General features: G+C 72.5%; 19 protein-coding genes. 9 read left to right on the top strand and 10 right to left on the bottom strand.

Features of this window, described 5'->3' with window-relative positions; translation table 11 throughout:
• The first annotated feature begins 145 nt into the window (after window positions 1-145).
• From B056_RS0126470 to B056_RS0126450, 5 genes are all read left to right on the top strand, one after another.
• Window positions 146-574 (top strand): BlaI/MecI/CopY family transcriptional regulator, encoded by a 429-nt coding sequence (locus tag B056_RS0126470; protein WP_018504870.1) that lies wholly within the window; start codon window positions 146-148, stop codon window positions 572-574.
• A 47-nt stretch (window positions 575-621) separates the two neighbouring features.
• Window positions 622-1,557 (top strand): M56 family metallopeptidase, encoded by a 936-nt coding sequence (locus B056_RS0126465; RefSeq protein ID WP_018504869.1) that lies wholly within the window; start codon window positions 622-624, stop codon window positions 1,555-1,557.
• A 280-nt stretch (window positions 1,558-1,837) separates the two neighbouring features.
• Window positions 1,838-2,215 (top strand): GntR family transcriptional regulator, encoded by a 378-nt coding sequence (locus B056_RS0126460; protein ID WP_026240181.1) that lies wholly within the window; start codon window positions 1,838-1,840, stop codon window positions 2,213-2,215.
• Window positions 2,212-3,132, top strand: a complete 921-nt coding sequence (locus tag B056_RS0126455; RefSeq protein ID WP_018504867.1) for an ABC transporter ATP-binding protein — start codon at window positions 2,212-2,214, stop codon at window positions 3,130-3,132. Before B056_RS0126460 ends, B056_RS0126455 begins: the two co-directional genes overlap by 4 nt.
• Window positions 3,129-3,815 (top strand): hypothetical protein, encoded by a 687-nt coding sequence (locus B056_RS0126450; protein WP_018504866.1) that lies wholly within the window; start codon window positions 3,129-3,131, stop codon window positions 3,813-3,815. The genes B056_RS0126455 and B056_RS0126450 overlap by 4 nt, the downstream gene beginning before the upstream one ends.
• A gap of 106 nt (window positions 3,816-3,921) precedes the next feature.
• Here the strand turns inward: B056_RS0126450 and B056_RS0126445 are convergent, their stop codons facing one another.
• The 4 genes from B056_RS0126445 to B056_RS38075 all read right to left on the bottom strand — a co-directional run bounded on the left by B056_RS0126445 (window position 3,922) and on the right by B056_RS38075 (window position 9,571).
• Window positions 3,922-5,349, bottom strand: coding sequence for a serine hydrolase domain-containing protein (locus B056_RS0126445; protein WP_026240179.1), 1,428 nt, complete (start codon window positions 5,347-5,349; stop codon window positions 3,922-3,924).
• Window positions 5,350-5,453: 104 nt separating this feature from the next.
• On the bottom strand, window positions 5,454-6,641 hold the full coding sequence (locus tag B056_RS0126440) for a cytochrome P450 (protein WP_018504864.1): 1,188 nt from the start codon (window positions 6,639-6,641) through the stop codon (window positions 5,454-5,456).
• 19 nt (window positions 6,642-6,660) lie between these two features.
• A complete protein-coding gene (locus B056_RS0126435; protein ID WP_018504863.1) occupies window positions 6,661-7,701 on the bottom strand; it encodes a LacI family DNA-binding transcriptional regulator in 1,041 nt (346 codons plus the stop codon).
• A gap of 301 nt (window positions 7,702-8,002) precedes the next feature.
• A complete protein-coding gene (locus B056_RS38075; protein ID WP_051105753.1) occupies window positions 8,003-9,571 on the bottom strand; it encodes an MFS transporter in 1,569 nt (522 codons plus the stop codon).
• A gap of 73 nt (window positions 9,572-9,644) precedes the next feature.
• Between B056_RS38075 and B056_RS0126425 the strand changes: the two genes are divergently transcribed.
• On the top strand, window positions 9,645-10,247 hold the full coding sequence (locus B056_RS0126425) for a TetR/AcrR family transcriptional regulator (RefSeq protein ID WP_035752881.1): 603 nt from the start codon (window positions 9,645-9,647) through the stop codon (window positions 10,245-10,247).
• 91 nt (window positions 10,248-10,338) lie between these two features.
• Here B056_RS0126425 and B056_RS38070 read toward each other — a convergent pair whose 3' ends face one another.
• Entirely contained in the window at window positions 10,339-12,507 is a 2,169-nt protein-coding gene (locus tag B056_RS38070; protein WP_018504860.1) for a hypothetical protein, read from the bottom strand.
• Entirely contained in the window at window positions 12,504-12,836 is a 333-nt protein-coding gene (locus B056_RS0126415; RefSeq protein ID WP_018504859.1) for a PadR family transcriptional regulator, read from the bottom strand. Before B056_RS0126415 ends, B056_RS38070 begins: the two co-directional genes overlap by 4 nt.
• Window positions 12,837-13,052: 216 nt before the next feature.
• Here B056_RS0126415 and B056_RS0126410 point away from each other — a divergent pair, with 216 nt between their 5' ends.
• On the top strand, window positions 13,053-13,367 hold the full coding sequence (locus tag B056_RS0126410; protein WP_026240177.1) for a hypothetical protein: 315 nt from the start codon (window positions 13,053-13,055) through the stop codon (window positions 13,365-13,367).
• A gap of 57 nt (window positions 13,368-13,424) precedes the next feature.
• On the opposite strand, the gene B056_RS0126405 is transcribed toward B056_RS0126410, so the two are convergent.
• On the bottom strand, window positions 13,425-14,000 hold the full coding sequence (locus tag B056_RS0126405; RefSeq protein WP_018504857.1) for a TetR/AcrR family transcriptional regulator: 576 nt from the start codon (window positions 13,998-14,000) through the stop codon (window positions 13,425-13,427).
• A 97-nt stretch (window positions 14,001-14,097) separates the two neighbouring features.
• Here B056_RS0126405 and B056_RS0126400 point away from each other — a divergent pair, with 97 nt between their 5' ends.
• Window positions 14,098-14,940 carry an SDR family oxidoreductase gene (locus B056_RS0126400; protein WP_018504856.1) on the top strand — a complete coding sequence of 281 codons (843 nt, stop codon included), beginning with the start codon at window positions 14,098-14,100 and terminating at the stop codon, window positions 14,938-14,940.
• Between the two features lie 345 nt (window positions 14,941-15,285).
• On the opposite strand, the gene B056_RS38065 is transcribed toward B056_RS0126400, so the two are convergent.
• Both B056_RS38065 and B056_RS0126390 read right to left on the bottom strand, forming a co-directional pair.
• Complete coding sequence (locus B056_RS38065) at window positions 15,286-18,111, bottom strand: helix-turn-helix transcriptional regulator (protein WP_195905955.1); 2,826 nt, start codon at window positions 18,109-18,111, stop codon at window positions 15,286-15,288.
• Between the two features lie 204 nt (window positions 18,112-18,315).
• The gene (locus B056_RS0126390; protein WP_195905954.1) at window positions 18,316-18,993 is read right to left on the bottom strand and encodes a TetR/AcrR family transcriptional regulator; all 678 of its coding nucleotides are present in this window, start codon (window positions 18,991-18,993) and stop codon (window positions 18,316-18,318) included.
• Window positions 18,994-19,155: 162 nt separating this feature from the next.
• Here B056_RS0126390 and B056_RS38060 point away from each other — a divergent pair, with 162 nt between their 5' ends.
• On the top strand, window positions 19,156-19,896 hold the full coding sequence (locus B056_RS38060; protein WP_084647251.1) for an alpha/beta hydrolase: 741 nt from the start codon (window positions 19,156-19,158) through the stop codon (window positions 19,894-19,896).
• On the opposite strand, the gene B056_RS41060 is transcribed toward B056_RS38060, so the two are convergent.
• On the bottom strand, window positions 19,821-20,100 hold a 280-nt coding region (locus B056_RS41060), incomplete at its 5' end, for a hypothetical protein (protein WP_026240176.1). The genes B056_RS38060 and B056_RS41060 overlap by 76 nt on opposite strands.

The raw sequence follows: 20,100 nt of genomic DNA, 5'->3' as shown, positions 1-20,100 counted from the left end.
AACGCAAGCCAACCTTCCGCCCGTCATCGGGTTGACCTGGGACAACCGACGTGCGGGGGACAATCTGCCAGCTCTGTGTGATGCCACAATCGCTGCGCGGCGCAGAACTCGGAGCACCGCCAGGCAACGAGCGACGGGAGGGACCGTGGCCGGTCGAGCCCGCCCACGCCCGAGCGGGGGCCTGGAGAGCGAGGTCGTCGCCTGCCTCGCCGCGGCCGGCGAGCCGATGACCGCGGCGCAGGTCCAGGCCGAGCTGGGCGATGACCTGGCCTACACGACTATCCTGACGACGCTGACCCGTCTTTACGCGAAGCAAGCCCTGACCCGCGTTCCCCGCGGCCGTGCCCACGCCTACCAGCTGGTCGCCGACCTGCCCGAGACCCAGGCCGGGCTCACCGCGCGCCAGATGCAGAAGCTGCTCGACACCGGCGTCGATCGCGCCACAGTGCTGTCCCGCTTCGTCGACAGCCTGGACGAGGACTCCGAACAGATCCTGCGGGACCTGCTCGCCCGCCATCCCGAACCCGACGGGACACCGCCGGGGCCGGGCGCCCGGAAGCGGAGGCCGAGATAACGACGCTCACTCTGGTCCTCCTGCTGGCCCTCGCCCTGGTCCCGGTCGTGGTCGGCCTCGTCGGGAGCAGGGCCGCGGCGGACGCCGCCCGGTACCTCCCGCCGGCGGCGGCGACCGTGCTCCTCACCGCCTTCGCGGTGACGGTGTCGGTGGCCATCGAGGCGATGCTGTCGTTGTCCGCCTACCTCGGCACGGTCAATCTCTTTCCCGCGGCGCACCCGCGCGACTGGTCGACCCCGATCCTGCGCTCGACGCTGCCGATCCCCAACGCGGCCGGCCTGGCCGCGGGGGCGCTGGCGGCCGTCCTGCTCGGCCGGACCGCCGTCCACCTGGTCCGGGTCGTGGTGGGCGCGCACCGGACCACAGCCGCGGCCGCGGCGCTGCCCGCGGTCGCCGGACTGGCCATCGTCGACGACACCGCCGCGCACGCCTACGCCGTTCCGGGCCGCAATCGCCGGGTCGTCGTCTCCACCGGCATGCTGCGCCTGCTGACCGGGCCGCAACGCCGGGCGCTGCTCGCCCACGAGCAGGCCCACCTGCGCCACCACCATCATCGCTACGCGCAGCTGACCCGCCTCGCCGCCGCGGCCAACCCCCTGACGGCGCTGATCGCCCCCGCCGTCGACCACGCGATCGAGCGGTGGGCGGATGCCGCCGCGGTCCGCGAGGTCGGCGACCCGTGCACGGTCGCCCACGCGCTGGGCCGGGCCGCGCTCGGCCGCCCCGCGGCGCCGCCGCACCCGGCGGGCTCGGCGGGCTCGGCCGGCTCGGCCGGCTCCGGCCACGATCATCCGTTCGGGCTCGGTGCCGCCCACGATCACGTCGTCGACCGGGTCCACGACCTTCTGGATCCGCCGCTGCGCCGGACCCGGGCGGGTGTCCTGCTGGCGGTCGCGACGATGCTGTGCTGGGCCAGCACCATCACGGTCGTCCTCTACATCCACGGCGCTGTCGAACTGGCCGAAGTCGCCGTCGGCAGCTGATCCGCGTCTCCGCCGACCGGCGTCGCGCCGACAGTGGCGGAAGTAGCTGTTCAGGCGCCTGTTCAGGCGCGCCGGGTCCGGCGCCGCCACAGCCATCCGACGCGGCACGGGCCGGGACGAACCGGCCCGGCAGCAGCCCGCCGAGCAGCGGAAGGACGGCGTCATTCACCTCAGCCCCGGTGGATGACGGTCGCCGGTGTGGGACCACGGTTGACAGACAGTGCTTCGTTGGTACCTTAGTAGAGTAACTAACCAGTGCACCTGGCTCGCAGGGGTGGAAGTGCTCGATGACGGGACACCGTTGTTCGCCCAGATCGCCGAACGCCTTGCCGACGAGATCGCCGACGGTTCGCTCGCGGAAGGCGAGCGGGCGCCGTCGACCAACGAGCTCGCCGCCTTCCACCGGATCAACCCGGCGACCGCGGCCAAGGGTCTCAACGTGCTGATCGACGGCGGGCTGCTGGAGAAACGCCGCGGAATCGGCATGTTCGTCGCGGCCGGGGCCCGGGAGCGCCTGCTGGCCGACCGCCGCGGGTACTTCGCCGAGCGCTACGTGCAGCCGCTCGTCGCCGAGGCCCAGCGCCTCGGCCTCGACGCCGACGCGCTGGTGGCGCTGGTCCGCGAGGCCAGCGAGGTTCCGGGAGGTGTCACGCTGTGACGCCCACGCCCACAGCCGCGCCCACAGCCGCGGTCTCGGTCACCGGACTGACCCGCCGCTACCGCGGCCATCTCGCCCTCGACAACGTCACCCTCGACATCGACGGCCCGTCCATCACCGGCCTGCTGGGCCGGAACGGCGCCGGCAAGACGACGCTGCTGCGCGTGCTCGCCGCCCAGGAGCTGCCGTCCCAGGGTCGGGTCCTGGTGCTGGGTGCGAATCCGGCCGAGAACGACGCGATTCTCCGTCGCATGGTGTTCGTCCGGGAGGACCAGACCTTCCCGGACATCAAGGTCCGCGAGGCGCTGAAAGCGGCGTCCTGGTTCTACCCGAACTGGGACGGCGCGGTGGCCGCGGCGCTGGCCGCCGACTTCGAGCTGCCGGTCCACCGGGCGGTCAAGAAGCTCTCCCGGGGCATGCGCTCAGCGCTGAGCATCGTGATCGGCCTGGCGGCCCGGGCGGAGGTCACCCTGTTCGACGAGCCGTACGCCGGGCTCGACGCCGTCGCCCGCCAGTTGTTCTACGACCGGATTCTCGCCGAGTACGCCGAGCGTCCCCGCACGATCGTGCTGTCCACCCACCTGGTCGACGAGGCCGCCGCTCTGCTGGAGCGGGTCGTGATGGTCGACCGCGGCCGGGTCGTCCTCGACGCGCCCGCCGACGACCTCCGCGGCGCGTACACGGCCGTGAGCGGGCCGGTGGCCGCGGTGGAGCAGCTCACGGCGGGCCGGCCCGTCTGGGACCGGCGTCGGGTCGCCGCCCGCGAGTCGGTCGTCGTCGCCGGGCTGCTCGACGGCGTCGACCGGCTGCGCGCCCGGGACCTGCATCTGCGGGTCGAACCCCTGTCGCTGCAACAGGTGCTGGTCCACGCCACCGGGCGGTCCGGCGAGGAGTCACCCGAGAGGACGAACGCGTGACCACCTGGAGCACCGCCGTCAACGTCGGGCGGTACCACCTCATCCAGCGGCCCATCTACCTGACCCTGCCCTGGGCGTTGACCTCGTTCAGCCTCGGCATGAACCTGATCATCTCCTCGCAGACCCCGGCCAGCCAGACCGGCGGGCTCATCACGCTGTACGCCTGGGTGTTCGTCGGCGGTCTGCTCGCGACCTCCCGGTCGCTGCCGTTCGGACTCGCCCTCGGGCTGAGCCGGCGCTCCTACTATCTCGGGACCGCCGGCCTCGCCGTCGCCCTCTCCGCCGGCAACGCCGTTGTCCTGACCGGGCTGCGCGCCGTGGAGGGCACCACCGGCGGCTGGGGCGTCGACCTGCACTTCTTCCGGGTTCCCTACCTTCTCGACGGGCCCTGGTACCTCGCCTGGCTGACGTCCTTCGTCGGCCTGGGCCTGCTGTTCGTCTACGGCATGTGGTTCGGCATCGTCTTCCGCCGCTGGAACATCACCGGCCTGGTCGTCTTCATCGCCGCCCAGATGACCGTCCTGCTCGCCGCGGTTCTCGTCGCCGCCTGGACGGACGCCTGGGCGGGCATCGGCCGGTTCTTCACCGACCTCAGCGCCGCCGGACTGACCGGCGTCCTCGGCGCGCTGACGATCGCGCTGTTCGCCGGAGGATTCACCACGATGCGCCGGGCCACGGTCTGAGCGCACCCGCGCCCACGCACGCGGCCGTGCCCCCACACGGCCCGCCCGGGTCGCCCGGCCCGCCCGGTCGCTCAGGCCGCCCGGGCCCGCTGCCCTGGAAGGCGGGTCAGTGCGACTGCCAGCCCCCCGGGTCGAGGCCGCCGGGGAGGCCCGCGGTCGGGTCGTAGGGGGTGCGGGTGAACACGAACGTGCCGATGTCCAGGTGGCTGGCGGTGCCGTCCGGTGTCCGCACGACGCGCAGCGTCTCGCCGGCGTAGTACCCGTCCAGCCCGGTCCAGGTGCCGTCCGCCTCGGCCCGGAACCGGGAGCCCCTACCCAGCTGACCGTGCGGGACGAGTTCGAGCCCCCGGTCGGCGCGCAGGTGCAGCAGGTGCGGGGCCGGGCCCCAGTGCCACAGGCCGGTGAGCGCGAGAAGCTCCGGATCGACGGCCGGCAGCGGGCGCCACGGGTCCGGGATGCGTGGCTCGTGCTCGGCGACGATCCGGATCAGGTCGGCGGCGATCAGCGCGACCTCCGGCCCGGCGGTCGCGTTCGCCAGGACGACCGCGGCGACGTCGTCGTCCTGGCTCACCAGGACGGCGGCCAGGAACCCCGGCATCGAGCCGAGATGGCCGTACAGCAGCCGGCCGTTCTGCCGCCGTAGTTGCAGGCCGAGCCCGTAGGAGGTGGTCCAGCCGGCCGCCTCGTCCGGGCCGGAGGCGGGCCGGCGCATCTCGGCGAGGGTGTCGGCGCTCAGCACGTCCTCGTCGCCGTGCGCGAGGAACGCGGCCCAGCGGGCCAGGTCGGCCGCGGTCGACCAGAGCTGACCGGCCGGGGCCATCATCCCGGTGTCCGTCAGCGGCTCGGGCACCATCGCATCCGCCCAGGGATGCACCCCGAAGCCGCCGGCGTGCGGAGCCCGCGGGAGGAGGGTCGTCCGGGTCAGGCCGAGCGGCACCAGCAGCTCCTGGTGCAGCACGTCGCCCCACGGTTGTCCGCGCAGCCGGCTGACCAGGGCGCCGAGCAGCGCGAACCCGGGGTTCGAGTAGTGGAACCGGCGGCCCGCCGGATGGCGTACCGCCGGTTCGTGCAGCACGTCGTCGAGCAGTGGCCGCAGCGTTCCCGGGGTGCGTTCCCACCAGGGGCCGGGCGGCTCCGCCGCGAGACCCGAGGTGTGGCCGAGCAGTTGGGCGATCGTCAGCGCACCGACACCGGCACCCGCCCCGGCACCGGTGTCGGTGTCAATGTCGGTGTCGGGGCCGACCCCGGGCAGGTGACGGTCCAGCGGGTCGGCCAGGTCCAGCCGGCCCTCGTCACGCAGGCGCAGGACCTGCACCGCGACGAAGGTCTTCGTGATCGAGCCGATCCGGTACTGGACGTCGGCGTCCGGGCTGTGCCCGTCGATCATGCTCCGGCCGGCGGACCAGACCAGTCGCCCACCGCGCACGACCGCGCCGACCAGAGAGGGCGTGCGTCCCTCCGCCTGCCCGACCGCCAGCCGGTGCAGCAGCGCGCGGCGGGTGCCCGCCAACAACTCCTCAGCTGGCGAAGTCATCGCTGGTTCCTCCCCGCGCCGCGCCCCGTGAGATCATCAACCGCACACCGAGAACCTGGCACGCGCTGATGATCCCGCAGTCGTCCAGGGCCGTCCGCGCCGACCTAGACGACGATCGGCAGCTTCTCGTAGCCGCGCACGGTGCTGGTGTGCAGGCGCACCGTGTTGTCGTGGTCGACGTCCCAGGTGGGGAAGCGGCGCAGGGTCTCCTCCAGGGCGATGCGTCCCTCCATCCGGGCGAGGGCGGCGCCGAGGCAGAAGTGGACGCCGTGGCCGAAGGAGACGTGGCTGTCGAACCTGCGCCGGATGTCGTAGCGGTCCGGGTCGTCGTACTTGCGATCGTCGCGCCCGGCGGAGCCGGTGAGCAGCAGGATCTTGGATTTCGCGGGGATCTCGACGCCGTGCACCTCGACGTCGCGGGTGGTGACGCGGCCCTGGACGGGGGACGGCGCCTCGTAACGCAGCGTCTCCTCGACGGCGCCGCCCAGCAGCGACGGGTCGGCGGCCAGGTCGGCCCGCTGGTCGGGGTGCGCGGCCAGCAGGACGCAGGCCCAGCCGAGAAGGCGGGCGACGGTCTCCGTGCCCGCCGAGACGAGCAGCGCGGTGAAGTCCGTGGCCTCGCTGAGGCTGAGCCGGCGGGTGCCGTCGTCGGTGGTGATCTCCGCCTGGGTGAGCGCGGTCATCATGTCGTCCCGGGGGCTCTTGACCCGGTCCTGGATCTGTTCGCGGAGGTAGCCGTGGAACCTCGCGGCGGCGGCTATGGCGGTCTCGTTGAACATGCCCTTCTCCGGGTCCAGGTAGAACGTCTCGTCGATCATCCGGCGGACGTCCTCCCGGTCGGCGGGGTCGACGCCGATGAGCTGGGAGATGACCAGTGAGGGGAGCTGGGCGGCGAAGTCCTGGACGAAGTCGAACCCGCCCCCGCCGACCTGGGGGTCGAGGAGCTCGGCGCACAGGTCGCGGATGACGCCCTCGAGGCCGCCGACGCGGCGCGGGGTGAAGGCCCGGGAGACCAGGACGCGCAGGAGGGTGTGGATCGGCGGGTCCATGAAGATGATCTGGCCGGTGTCCCAGGGCTCCGGCTTCATGAGTTCGAGGACCGTGCCGTACTTGGAGCTGTAGGTCCCGGGATCGAGGTGGGCGGTGTCGACGTCGGTGAAGCGGGAGAACGCGTAGAAGTCGAACTTCTCGTTGCGGTAGACCGGCGCGTCGTCGCGCATCCGCTTCCACAGCGGGTGCGGGTCGACGTCGATCGCCTTGTCGAACGGGTCCCAGTACAGCTCGTCCGTCATCGGATCGTTCCTTTCGTCGTCATCCGGACTCTCTGATGATCAGGTGTGGCCGCAGGGCGGCCTCCAGGCCCGGGTCCAGGTCCTGGCCGTCGAGGAGCCGGCGGATCGAGGAGGCGACCACCCGCGCTATCGCCGGCACGTCGAAGGTGGCGGTGGTGAGCGCGGGCCGCAGCGCGGCACCCAGCGGATGGTCACCCGAACCGACCACCGCGATGTCCCGGGGAACCTCCAGGCCGGCGTCGCGCAGCTTGTGGATGAGCAGGATGGCGAACTGGTCGCTGTTGGCGTACACCGCGTCCGGGCGGCACGCCGGATCGCGCCACCGGTCCACCACCGGCGCGACGCTGTCCGAGGAGAGCTCGCAGTCCACCCGTTCGACCGGCATGTTCCCGGCCGCCGCGGCCTCCAGAACGGCGTCGTACCGCCGCTCGGGCACCTCCGCCAGGGGGCCACCGGGCACCAGGCAGGCCAGGCGCCGGCAGCCCCGCGCGAGCAGGTGCCGGGTCGCGAGGCCGGCCACCGCGGCGGGGTCGAGGGGCACGGTCGGCGCGTAGGTCACCCCCGGGACGCCGGTGAGCAGAACCGCCCGCACGCCCGCCCGCCGCAGCAGCTCCACCGCCGTCCGGGTACCACGGGACACGTTGACGTACACCGCGGCCGGGCGCAGTTCGGCCCAGGCGTAGGCCCCGCTCATCCCGGTGGTGTTGCGGTCACCCTGCATCAGCAGGACCAGGTCGCGTTCGGCCAGCTCCCGGTCGAGGTTCTCGAGGAACCTGTCCTCACCGGGAACGACCGGGGACCGTGACATCGGCACCAGGACGATGTTGCTGCGCCCGGCGCGCAGCGCCCGCGCCGACGCGTTCGGCGCGTACTGAAGCTCCCGCGCCGCCGCCAGGACCCGCTGCCGGGTCTGTTCGCTGACCGGATGCTCGGTGCCGTTGAGAACATGGGAGACCGTCGCCCGCGACACACCGGCGCGCCGCGCGACGTCGGCGCTGGTGGGCCGCGCCGGACCCGGCGCCGCGGTCGGCCCATCCTGTCGATCGTCGACCGGCACCACCCGCCCACCCGTCCTCGACCCGCGGGCCGGCCGTCGACCTGTGTGGTCGACCTGTGTGATCGACCAAGTGATCGATTTACACGTGTAACCGGTTCAGGTTACACGTGTCACCCACAAGTTCAAGATGTCGTGCGGGAGAAAGAACAGCGTGCAGGAGATTCCGGGCCGGCTCGCCGGTGATCGCGATGCCGCCGGGTCCACGCCCGCCTGACCGCCGCCGACGACAACCGCGGGACGTCCGTGCCGGCGACGACGGCGTCCTGTGCTCCGCCGCCCACCGACCCGTGCCGACACTCCGCGGTCACGTGGTGGTCCGCCTGAGCTCCGTCGAGGTCCGGGGGTCCTCCGAAGTCCGGGCGGTCCCGGGCGGGTCGAGAGGTCGGGACGCCGGGAGGCCGTGGTTCGCGAGCAGGGCGGCGACGCCGGCCGCGGCCAGCACGGCGGCGGCCGCCGCGCAGAGCAGCGCGGCGCGCAGCCCGCTGACGAACGCGTCCTGGGCCTGGGCCTGGACGGCGCCGCCGAGGCGGGACGCGACCGCGAGTGACGAGCGGGCCTGCTCGGCCAGGGCGGGCGGCTGACCGGACAGGTCCAGGTGGCCGCGGTACGAGGCGGCCAGGACGCTGCCGACGACGGCGATGCCCAGCGCGCCGCCGAGTTCGCGCGCGAGGTCGTTCATCGCGGAACCGATGCCCTGCTTCGCGGCGGGCAGCGCCTCGGTGATCGCGGTCGTCGCCGGGGCCATCGCGGCGCCCATGCCCGCCCCCAGCGGAAGCAGGCCCCCGACGATCAGCCAGTAGCTGCTCGTGGCCTCCAGGCGGGAGAGCACGACCAGCCCCGTGGCGATCAGGACGAGTCCACCGACGCAGACGTTCCGGGCCCCGACACGCGCGGCGAGGCGCGGTGTCCGGCGGGCGACGGACATCATGGCCGCGGCCATCGGGAGCATGCTCACCGCGGCGAACAGGGCGCTGTCACCGCGGACCAGCTGCAGGTACTGAAGCAGGACGAAGATGAAGCCGAAGAAGGCGAAGAACTGCGCCAGGATCGAGAGCGTGCCGGCGGCGAAGGCCCGATTCCGGAACAGCCGCGGGTCGAGCAGCGGGTGGGCCTGGCGGAGCTCCCAGGCGACGAGCCCGCCGAGCACACCGAGCCCGGCCGCGATCCCCCCCGCGGTGCGCCCGCTGAGCCATCCGGCGTTCGGCGCCTCGATGACCGAGTAGACCAGCGTCACCAGTCCGGCGACGGCGAGGAGCGCGCCGACCACGTCCAGTCGCGGCACGTGCCGGTCGGCCGACTCGGGTACGAAACGCAGCGTTCCGGCGATCGCGGCGGCCGCCAGGACGACGTTGAGACCGAACAGCGACCGCCACGAGAACACCTCGAGGAGCAGGCCGGTGGCGAGCAGGCCGATGACGGCGCTGCCGCCGGCCACGCCCGCCCAGGTCGCGACGGCCCGCGGCCGCTGGGCCTCGGGGAACGTCGTGGTGATCGTCGACAGGGTCGCGGGCATGACCAGCGCGGCACCGAGCCCGAGCACGCCACGCAGCAGGATCAGGGCGTTGGCCGTCGAGACCGTCATCGCCGCCGCGGAGCCGAGACCGAACACGACGAGTCCCACGAGCAGCGCCCGCCGGCGCCCGTAGCGGTCGCCGATCGCGCCGGCCGGTAGCAGCAACGAGGCGAAGATCAGCGAGTAGGCGTCCACCACCCAGGCCAGCTGGGTCTGGCTCGCCCGGGTGCCGCGGGCGATGCCCGGCAGCGCCACGTTGAGCGAGGCCATCGCCGCGACGACGGTCGCGAGCGCCACGCACACCACGATCATCACCGGGCCCTGCCCGGACCCCGGGGTTGGTCGTTCCCTGACTGCCATGACCGGACCGCCCTCCACATAATTCAACGCTGCTGAATTTTGACTATGGCAGGCCGTCGGCTAAAATTCAACAGTGCCGAATAAGACTGTGGGACGCGGCCGCCGCCCAGGGGGCTCCGACAGCCGCGAGCGGATACTGGCCGCGGCACGCGAGCGCTTCCTCGCGGATGGCTACCAGGCGGTGACGTTGCGGTCGGTGGCGGCCGCCGCCGGCGTCGACAGCGCGCTGCCCAGCTACTTCTTCGGCTCCAAGCAGGGCCTGTTCGCGGCGTCGATGGCCCTGGCCGTCAACCCGGCGGACGTGCTCGACCACGTGCTCGCCGGCGAGCACGACGGCCTGGCGGAGCGCGTGCTACGCGGCGTGCTGGGCGTCTGGGACGACCCGACCTCGGGGCCGCCACTGCGCACGATGCTGACGACCGCCATGACCGACCCCGCGCTGACCCGCCTGGTGCGTGAGGCGGTGGGGCGAGAGCTCATCGACCGTCTGACCGCGAGGTTCGGCGGTCCGGCCGGTCGCGAGCACGCCGCCGCCTTCAGCCTCCAGGTAGCCGGCCTGATCCTCAGCCGCTACGTCCTGGAGCTGGACCCGATCGCCTCGATGACCCCCGACGAGATCATCCGGCGGTGCGCGCCCGCCCTGCAGGTCGTCGTGGACTCCGCCACCCGCCCCTGACGCACCGGCCTACGAACGGTCGGCGAACGGGACGAGAAACGGGCTCCGGGTGCCATGCCAGGAACAGGAAACGGACAGCTCCTCCCCTCTTCTAATCGAAATCATTCGGTGGCTGGTCGGCACCAGGCTCGGCGGCTCGGCCCAGTTCGGCGCGCAGCAGGGCGGCGTTGGCGAAGATCGTCAGCGCGCACCAGAGCCGTCGGGGGCAGGCCAACGGCCCGGTGATCTCGGCGAGAGTCGCGCGGAACTCCTCGGCGTAACGCGCCTGCCGCCGGTCGTCGGCCGCGACGGCCGCCGCGGCCCGGACCAGGCCGTGAGCGAAGGCGCCGGGTCGCAGTTCTCCGGCGAGTCGCCACGCGGTCAGCGCGGTGCGGTGCGCGCCGCCCCCGACTGGCACCAGCCCCCACCCGGAACTCGGTCGGCGGGCGATGGCGACCGCTCCCACCACCGCGCTGACCGCGGCTGTCTCGACTGGTGGCGCTCCGGGAAACAGGAGCCACACCATCGACCCGACGAACGCACCCGCGAGCGCGCCGAGGCACGGACGGCCCCGCAGCGGATGGCGATGGGTGAACGCGCCGAGAACCAGCCCGGCGGCCGCCCCGACCCCGCAACAGCCGAGCTCGATGTACACGGAGTTCCTCGCATAACCGTCACCGCCGCGGTCCAGGAACAGGACCTGCACGGCGAAGCAGGCGACCTCGCCCCCCAGCAGACCGAGCGCCAGACCCGACACGGTGGTGACACAACGGGGGCGCAGGGTGGCGAGCAGGCCCAGCGCCAGCCCGGCGGCAGCGCCGACGCCCAGGCCCACGACGGTGGCGTACCGGGTGTCGCTCGGGTGCTGGTAGTCGTAGTGGACGGCCAGCAGGTACGCGGCGGCCAGGGTATTGCTCGCCACGTAGCCGACGATCACGCCGAGGGCCACTCCCGCCAGGGGTCTGGCGAGCCGTGACCGATGGTCGGCGAGTGGCCCGAGAACCGTGCCGAGCACCATTCCCGCTCCGAGGATGACAAAGGGAACGTAGTCGTCGGCGGGGGCCAGTGGCGCCGTCTGGAGACTCCTGAAGTTCTGACAGGCGGAGGCGACCGCTATGCCCACGGCGGCACCAGCGGCCAGGCCGAGTCCGGACGCCGCGAGACGGAAACGGAAGATGGCATGCAGCCCGAAGCAGAGCCCGAACACGGCACCAGCCGCCATTCCGATTACTGGCCCCGGGCCCCGCACGACGACCTGGAACGCGGATCCAACCGGACTCGCCGGTTCGGTGAAGGAGGCATCCGAGCCGAACATGTACGTCGACCGCATGGCGGCGAAGACGACGCCTCCGAGAAAGGCGCCGGCGGCCAGGCCCGAGAACGGCGCCACGAACGACGGGAAACGGCCGGCGAGCGCACCGATCAGTAGGCCGGTCGCGGCCGCCGCCACAATCCAGACCGCAGGGGGGAAACCGGCGACGGTGTCACCGACGAAGCCCGAATCACGGTAATCGCCGGCAGTGTCGAAAGTCGCGTAGCTGACCCGGTAGGCGGCAGACCCGAGGCTGCCGGCGAGCACACCGAGCGCGAGTCCGAGCGAGGCCGTCTTCCACCGGGGTCGACCGTGGGCGACGAGGCCGAGCAACAGTCCGAGCGCGGAACCGGCGGCGGTGTACAGCGGTCCGTACCCGCCGATCACGGCTGTCGACGTCGCCCCGTCGGTGAACCACCGCAGCCCGTAGTCGGAGTCGAAGGTGGCGTCGCCGGGCCGGCAGGCGAACTCGGCGAGATGGCCGGCCAGTCCTCCGAGCACGACACCCAGCAACGGCGACGCGAGCCGCGAGCCACGTTCGACGGCCGTGGCGACAGCCGCCCCCACGCCGGCCCCCAGCAGCATCCAGGACGCCGGGCTGTACCCGAAGTCGAGGTCGAGGCCGTCGTCGTAGAGGAAGTCGCTGCCGTTCAGGGCAGACCCGACCGGGTAGGCGGAGTGGGCCACGTAGCCGGCCAGCGCGCCGAGCACCGCTCCCAGCAAGGGCCTGGACAGCCGCGGGTGTCGCACCGTGAGCACGCCGAGGACCAGGCCGAGAACCGCGCCCGCCCCGGCCACCGCATGGACCGGGGCGACGGGAAGAACGCTGGCCAGCGCGCTGGCGAGGTAGAAGCCCGTGACGACGCCGACGATCGCCCGCCGGGCCGGCGTCCGGGGCGGGGCGGCCGGACTCGCGAGCAGTACGGCGGCCGGACTCGCGGGCGGTACGGCGCCCGGGCTCGCGGTCATCGGGCACCTTCCGGCGCCGAGGTGAATCCGCCCAGCCCGCGGCGTTGCCCGGCGGCGCGACCACGGCGCTCGGCGAGCAGCACCCGGGCACCGGCCATCCCCTCCGGGGTGAACCGGTAGAGCCGCCGACGCGGCCCGGGGCGATCGGTGTCCTCCCAGCTCGAGGCGATCCAGTCGACGCGCTCGAGCCGGGCCAGGATCGGGAACACGCTGCCGGTCGCCAGGCCGGCCTGCCTGGCGATCGCCAGGCCGTACGGCTCGACCTCGCCGTCGAGAAGTGCCTCGAGAACGTCGAGCGTCGCGGGGGTCACCCGGAACAGTCCAGCCACGACGCTAAATCTAGATATGTAGAGATAGAACGGTCAAGATCTGCCTTGGTGAGCCGGACGCCGCGGTCCCCCAGGGCCGGAACGTCGCCCCGCGCGGTCCCCCTCGGTCAGGGGAAGGTCGAGGTCTGCCCGGTCCCGCCGTCAAGGGCCTATCGGTTGCCCCACAAGGACACTGGGGCCGGACCACCCTCCCTCCAGCGGCGTAGCGTCGGCGTCATGGCACCGGTACCCACTGCACCTGTCGTAGCGGTCGGCCTCGTGGGCGGCTACTCCGTCGCTCGCCTCAGCGGCCGCCGGCAACTGGGCGGCGTCGTGCTCGTGGCCATGGGCGCGGCCTGCGGGCGCTCCTGGCTGCGTTCCCGCGGCCCCGCCGTGACCGGCGTGCTGCTCGGCACCTACACGGCGGCGTTCGGCGCGGCCCACCCGCTCGCGAAGAAGCTCGGCGCCTGGCCCTCCGTCCTCACCGTCACGGCCGCCGCCGCGGCCACGTCCTACCTGCTGGCGGACCGTCCCACCAACCGTTCGAGCTGATCCCCCGCCCGGCCGCGGCAACCGACGGTGCCGCGGTCGGGCGTCCACGGGTCCGGATCAGGCTGCCCCGGTGAGCACCAGGCGCACGACCATGTCGGCGTCGTCCACCGTCGGCGGTGCCTGCCTGCTGAGGACGCGGTAGAGCAGGGAGCCGATCAGCACGCCGGCGATCGCCGGGACCGGCACCTCCGACCCGAGCTGACCCGCCGCGCGGGCGCTTTCCAGGCGGTCGCGCAGGAGCTGCTCGTGGGGTCCGGTGAAGCGCTCGTAGAGGACATCGGCGACGGCGCGGTCCTCGGCCGTGGCCGCGGTGAGGGCGAGGATGAGGTTCCTGCCCACGCCGGAGGCCAGACGCGCGGTCCAGGCCCTCAGCCAGGCTCGCAGATCGGCCTCGATGTCTCCCGTGTCGGGCAGCGGGATGGACGGTGGCACGAGCCCGCCCTCGAGCACCGCATCGGCGACGACGGCTCCCTTCGACCCCCACCAGCGGTAGATCGTCTGCTTTCCGACGCCGGCCTGGGCGGCGACGGCGTCGATCGTCAACCGTTCGTAGCCGCGTTCGAGCAGCAGGACACGGGCCGCGTCGAGGATCGCCCGCCGCGAGCTCTCACTGCGCCGGCGCCCGCCCGTCATCCACGTGAGTCTAGGAGCGCGCCCCGGCGGGAACCTCCGGCGTATAGTCCATCATCCGAGACTGGTCGTCTCGGAATCGGACGTCGGGAGCTTGGGCATGCCGAACGAGGTACTGGTGGTCATCGGCCTTGGCGGCATGGGTGTCGCCGTGACCCGCCGGGTCGGCACGGGCAAGACGGTCCTGCTGGCCGACTACGACGAGACGGCGCTGAACGCCGCCACCGAGAACCTCCGCGACGAGGGCCAGCAGGTGACGGCCCAGGTCGTGGACGTGTCGTCCCGGGAGTCCGTGTACGCGCTCGCGCGGGCCGCCGCGGCCCTCGGCCCGGTGCGGCACGTCGTCCACACCGCGGGCCTGTCCCCCACCCAGGCGCCGGTCGACGCGATCCTGAAGGTCGACCTGCTCGGCACCGCGCTGGTGCTCGACGCGTTCGCCGAGGTCGTCGCCGTGGGCGGCGCCGGCGTGGTCATCTCGAGCATGTCCGGCTACTTCGTTCCCCCGCCGGCCCGCGAGATCGAGGCTCAGCTGGCCAACGCCCCCACCGAGGAACTGCTGAACCTGCCGTTCACGGCGGTGGACGCGTTCCCGAGCGCGGGCTACGCCTACTCCTTCGCCAAGCGGGCCAACCAGCTGCGGGTGCGTTCGGCCAGCGACGCGTGGGGCGTCCGAGGCGCCCGGGTCAACTCGATCAGTCCTGGGGTCATCTCGACGAAGATGGGACAGCAGGAACTCGCGAGCGAGTCCGGGGCTGGTATGCGTGCCATGGTGGCGGCCTCCGGCACCGGCCGGCTCGGCTCGGCGGACGACATCGCCGCCGCCGTCGACTTCCTCCTGTCGGACAACGCCTCGTTCATCACCGGAACCGACCTCCTGGTCGACGGAGGCGCGGTCGCCGCCGTCTCGACCGGCCGGGTCGACCTGTTCGCCGGGAGGAAGTGAAGAGTCACCTCTCCCGGCCACCGGACTCGGCCCGAACGCCACGCTCGTCCCCGGCGGCCCGCGGAAGGGGACGGCGGAAGGCCTTCGTCCCGCGCTCGCAGGATGAGCGCGGCGGCGAGGTTACCCCGCCCGCCGACGATCCACCGACGACGATGCGCTCCGGTCGGTATTCCTCCAGCGGCGCGCGGTAGGCGGCAAGGCAGTCGCGGCCGGGACCGCGCGCTGGGCGTTCCGGTTGCCCACGCCGGCGCTGACCGGGGCCTCCACCTTCACCGTAGATGGGGGGACCGTTCTCGCCTGAACGGCGGGGCGATGCCCATGCCGCGGCGCGGTGGAACCCGGAAATCAACTCTGCGGTGACGACGGCACCGCGGTCCGCGCGCCTGAGGGGGAATTCTCCCCTTCCAAGGCCGCGGCGATACGGCGGCGGGAGCGTATGCCCAGTTTGCGGAAGACCTTTCCCAGATGATATTCGACCGTGTGCACGCTGAGGTACAGCCGGGCCGCGATCTCGTCGTTCGTCGCGCCCTGCGCCGCGAGCCGCGCTATCTGGTCCTCCCGCGGGGTGAGGGTGACCGTGGGCGCATGAGCGCCGGGAGGTCGCGCGACGCCCATCGCGGCCGGCTCCGTCTGGGCCCGATGCGCGAAGACGTCCGCCCCCAGGTCGGCGAACGTGGTGAAGGCCTGGGTGAGCTGGGCCCGTGCCTCGTTCCGTCGTCGCCTCCGGCGCAGCCACTCACCGTAGAGCAGGTGGGCGCGTGCCGCGTCTCCCACGGCCCTGGTGCCCGACAGCAGGTCGATCGCGTTCCTGTAATGCGGTTCGGCCTCGGGGTCCGCGGCGAGCAGGGCTTCTGACCGGGCCAGCAGCCCCAGGGCCCAGGGCGTCGCGCTGGCGGTGGCGCGGCGACGCAGCTCCTCCAGCGCCGCGGTGGCCTCGGCCAGCCGGCCGAGGCGCCGTCCGGCCTCGATGAGCGCGGGAAGTGCCTCGTTGTCGAAGCCGGGCACCGCCTCGGCCTGCAGGCGGCGGGCGGCGGAGAACGCGTCGGCGTAGTCGCCGCGGCCCAGGTGAAGAACGATCAGGAGCATGCTGGCGTAGCGGCCGATGTCACCGGCCTCCAGCTCGGCCGCCGCGGCGAACAGACTGTCCGCGGCCAGCCGCGCTTCCTCGTCGCGGCCCTGCCAGCCGAGGATGTTCGGGTTGGACAGCGTCAACAGCTGCGTCGGGCTCCAGCCGAGCGCCTGCGCTATCTGGCGGCCGTCGGTGCTGCATCGTTCCGACGCCGGGACGTCGCCCCAGGCAGCCTCCTGCAGGGACTTGCCGAGAAGCGTGAGGACGAGCGGTCGGAGGGCTCCGGTACGCCGCGCGGTCACCTCACACCGGGTCAGCCACTCGTCGCGGCCTCGGTCATCCCAGAGAATGCTCGCCGCGAAGACCCCGTTGAGCAGCCACGGCGGGACTCCGCCATCCAGCGCCTCCCCGCCGCGCATGCCTTCCAGGGCACGGCGCAGAAGTGGGGCGGCGGTCGCGTGATCCCGGCTGAGGAAGGTCGCCAGGCCCTCCAGGAGGAGGTCGCCGGCGGTGCTGGCGCCCGGGCCGGCGGCGGGTCCCGTGCCAGTGAACCCGCCGAGATCCAGGATCTCGCGGCCTATCTCCCGCGGCGTCGGACCGGTCAGGTACCGCCCGGTCTGAAAGACCCACAGCACGACTTCCAGGAGGATCTCGCGGGTGAGATCGAGGTCCAGCGGCGCGGACCTGCGCGCGGCGGACAGGAGCGTCACCGCGATCCCGGCCCGGGAGCGACCTGACGAGGCCAGCGCGCGTGCCTGGAGCCGCTGTGCGCGAACCTGTACGAGCGGCTCCTGGAAGAGGGGGGCGCCCTCGTCGAGAAGCGCTTCGGCTCGCAGCGGCGCGCCTCCGGTCTCCGCGGCCTGCGCGGCGTCGAGGTAGCGGACGGCCCGGACCGGTGCCTGGGGTGTGAGTTCCGCGGCGCGGGTGAGGAAGGCGGACTCCGCCAGCAGGCCGCCGCGGCGCTTCGCCAGACGCGCGCACCGTTCCAGCTCGGCGGCGAGTTCTTCGTCAGGACCGCCCGCCGCGGCCGCGCGGTGCCAGACCCGGACGTCGGGCTGCGTGACGGGGTCGGTGACACGCGCCAGGAGCTCGTGGGCGTGCCTGCGCTCGCCGGCTTCGGCGCTCCCGTAGGCCGCCGAGCGGATGAGGGGGTGGCGGAAGTGGAGGTCGGGAGCTGTCTTCACGAGCCGGGCGTCCGTGGCGGGTGTGGCGGCGGCAGCGGCGATCCCGTCCGGGGCGGCTGCGCGCCACACCACTGTGCGGTCGACGACCGGATGTGCGGCCACGAGGAGGAGGAACGCGCGGGTGGCGTCCGGAAGGGCACGGATCTGGCTGCGGAAATGCAGTTCCAGCCGCTCTCCGAGTGGCAGCGGTTCGTCGAGCAGGAGCCCCGGGGCTACGCGGCCGGCCGCGAGTTCCCGGGCCACTTCGACCAGGGCGAGCGGGTTGCCGCCAGCCTGACGTGCGAGATGGTCCGCGATCTGTCGGTCCACCCGGCCTCCGGACCTCGTGACGAGAAGATCCGCGGCGCTGCCCGGCGCCAGGTTCGGCACCGTCAGCTCGGCGATGCCCTCGAACCGGGGGTCCCGGGGAGGCTCTCGTACGCCGAAGATCATCCCGATCCGGTCGGCGTGGAGCCTCCTGGCGACGAAAGTGAGCACCTCGCGGGACTCCTGGTCGAGCCACTGAGCGTCGTCGACGAGGCACAGCAGCGGCCGGCGCCGCGCGACCTCCGCGAGCAGGGTGAGAACCGCCAGGCCAAGCAGGAAGGGGTTCGCGGGCGGCCCGTCGGTGATCCCGAGGGCTGACTCGAGGATCGCCCGGCGCGCGGGTGCCAGCCGCTTCGCCCGTCCGAGATAGGGCACGAGCACGCGGTGCAGTCCGGCATAGGCGAGCCGACCCTCGGACTCGACTCCCGACAGCCGGGCGATCTCGCTTCCCGGGCTCATCGAAGCCGCGTAGTCGAGTAGCGCGGTCTTGCCCACCCCCGGCTCGCCGCGGACAACCAGCGCGCCGCTCATCCCCCGGCGCAGCGCGGCGCCGATGCCGTCGATCACCGACATCTCAGCCGCCCGCCCGAGCAGGCGAGCAGTCCTCTGCACCAGGCCTCCACCGTCCTGTCGGGTATGCCCGACCATTGGAGCACTGCCACGGAAGGCTGTGACACTAGGGGAAATCCAGGATTCGGCCCTCGCCGGGGAGCCCTAGCGTTCGGTCCATGCCGCCTGCGTCACCCGCATCGACCCGCGCCGTCCAGACACCTCCGGGCGTTCGATCCTCGCCGACAGGTACGCCTGCCCGTCGGTTTACGGCGACCTGCCCGCCGGGGTGGGCCACCCGCCGTGCTCCGGCGGCCTGGTGGCCTCCGGCCCGGCCGCGGGTGGCGCCGGCAGTGCCTGATGGACGAGGGCCTGATCGACGAGGGCCTGGGCGACCGAGCGGGCGTAGTCGTAGGAGGCGAGTTCACCGGTTGAGGTACCCAGGGCGGTGGCGCCCTCGAACAGGACGAACAGTTGACGGCCCAGGGTCTCGGGGTCGCGGGCACCGGCCTGCGCGGCGGTGTCCACGAGTTGGCGCAGGAAGCCTTCCTTGTGGGCGTGTATCACGGCTGCACCCGGATGGCGCGGGTTGGTGATCTCGACGGCGGCGTTGTGGATCGGGCAGCCCCGCACGGCTACCGACGACGTGGGACGCCCGAAGAGCGCGAGCAGGCGTTCCCGCGGTGTCAGACCGGCCCGCCGCAGGTGGCGCTCGTTGGTCGGGGCGTGCTGGCTCATCCAGGTCAGGTAGGCGGCCACCAACCCGTCCTTGCTGCCGAACAGCTGGTACAGCGTCCGTTTGGAGACACCGGCCGCCTCGGCGAGCTGCTCCACACCGGTCGCGTGGATGCCCTGCCCGTAGAACAGCGCACGAGCCGCGACAAGGATGCGCTCGCGCGGGCCGAGCCGCTCGGCCGCCTCACGCGACTCCGTTGCTCGTTCCACCACCACACGCCCCAGGGTAACGGTCGGTGTCCACGGCGGACAGCCCCTACCCGCCAGACTCCAGGCACCATGTCGGTCATCACATAAAAATTGGGTACCGATCGGTATCTAATGCCGTTAGCTTAATTGGTACCGATCGGTACCAAGACCGGAGGGGCGGTTGTGTCGAAGAATCTCTCACATGTGACGGCGCCTACTCAGTACATTGCGAACGGCGGCGTCCGTTTCGCTTATCGGCGATTTGGCAGTGGCACCGGAACACCCCTTTTGTTCCTCCAGCATTTTCGCGGCGGCCTGGACCACTGGGACCCGGCGGTGACCGACGGACTCGCCGCGGGCCGGGAGGTGATCCTCTTCAACAACGCGGGAGTCGCCAGCTCGACCGGCGAGACACCGGACACCTTCGGCGCGATGGCGGACCACGCCGCGGAGTTCCTGCACGCGCTGGGTCCGGCGCAGGTGGATGTGCTGGGGCTGTCGATGGGCGGGGCCGTGGCGCAGGAACTCGCACTACGCCACCCCGAGCTGGTCCGGCGCCTGATCATCGCCGGATTCAAGCCGCGCGCGGGTGAGGACGAGGGAACCGCGCCCGACATGCTCGAGGTCGCGACCCGGCACGAGGTGCCGACCCTGGAGGACTTCCTCTACCTGTTCTTCGAGCCGTCCGAGACCAGCCAGGCCGCCGGCCGGTCGTTCTGGGAGCGGCGCCATCAGCGCGCCGTCGACGTCGACCCGCCCACCACGAAGCAGACCATGCTGGCCCAGCTCTCCGCCGCCGGAGAATGGGCGCAGCCGCATGGCGAGCGCTATTCGAAACTAGTGCCGCATCAGGCAACGTTCGCCTTGGCGACGATGGTGCGGAGTTTCTTGTCCGTGGCGTGGCGGTTCCGCCAGCCGAGGTAGCGGCGGATCATCGATGCCTGGGCCCGGTGGTTGCGGTGGTCGGTGCCGTCGAGCGCGAAGTAGCGCAGGGCGGTGAACTGGGCCTCGATCCGGTTCAGCCATGAACTGTTGGTCGGGGTGTAGGCGATCTCGACGTTGTTCGCCGCCGCCCACACCCCGACCCGCCCATCGACCCGGGTCGACAGGTGCGGTGCGTAGTTGTCG

It is taken from the genome of Parafrankia discariae (genome assembly GCF_000373365.1).
In the GTDB taxonomy this organism is placed as follows: Bacteria; Actinomycetota; Actinomycetes; order Frankiales; family Frankiaceae; genus Parafrankia; species Parafrankia discariae.
This window is presented reverse-complemented; position numbering and strand designations above follow the sequence as displayed.

Bases quoted from the DNA above. Each gene is read 5' to 3' on its own strand.
- B056_RS0126445 (WP_026240179.1), bottom strand. From the start codon at position 5,349: ATGACTTCGCCAGCTGAGGAGTTGTTGGCGGGCACCCGCCGCGCGCTG.
- B056_RS0126440 (WP_018504864.1), bottom strand. From the start codon at position 6,641: ATGACGGACGAGCTGTACTGGGACCCGTTCGACAAGGCGATCGACGTC.
- B056_RS38075 (WP_051105753.1), bottom strand. From the start codon at position 9,571: ATGGCAGTCAGGGAACGACCAACCCCGGGGTCCGGGCAGGGCCCGGTG.
- B056_RS38070 (WP_018504860.1), bottom strand. From the start codon at position 12,507: ATGACCGCGAGCCCGGGCGCCGTACCGCCCGCGAGTCCGGCCGCCGTA.
- B056_RS0126410 (WP_026240177.1), top strand. From the start codon at position 13,053: ATGGCACCGGTACCCACTGCACCTGTCGTAGCGGTCGGCCTCGTGGGC.
- B056_RS0126405 (WP_018504857.1), bottom strand. From the start codon at position 14,000: ATGACGGGCGGGCGCCGGCGCAGTGAGAGCTCGCGGCGGGCGATCCTC.
- B056_RS0126400 (WP_018504856.1), top strand. From the start codon at position 14,098: ATGCCGAACGAGGTACTGGTGGTCATCGGCCTTGGCGGCATGGGTGTC.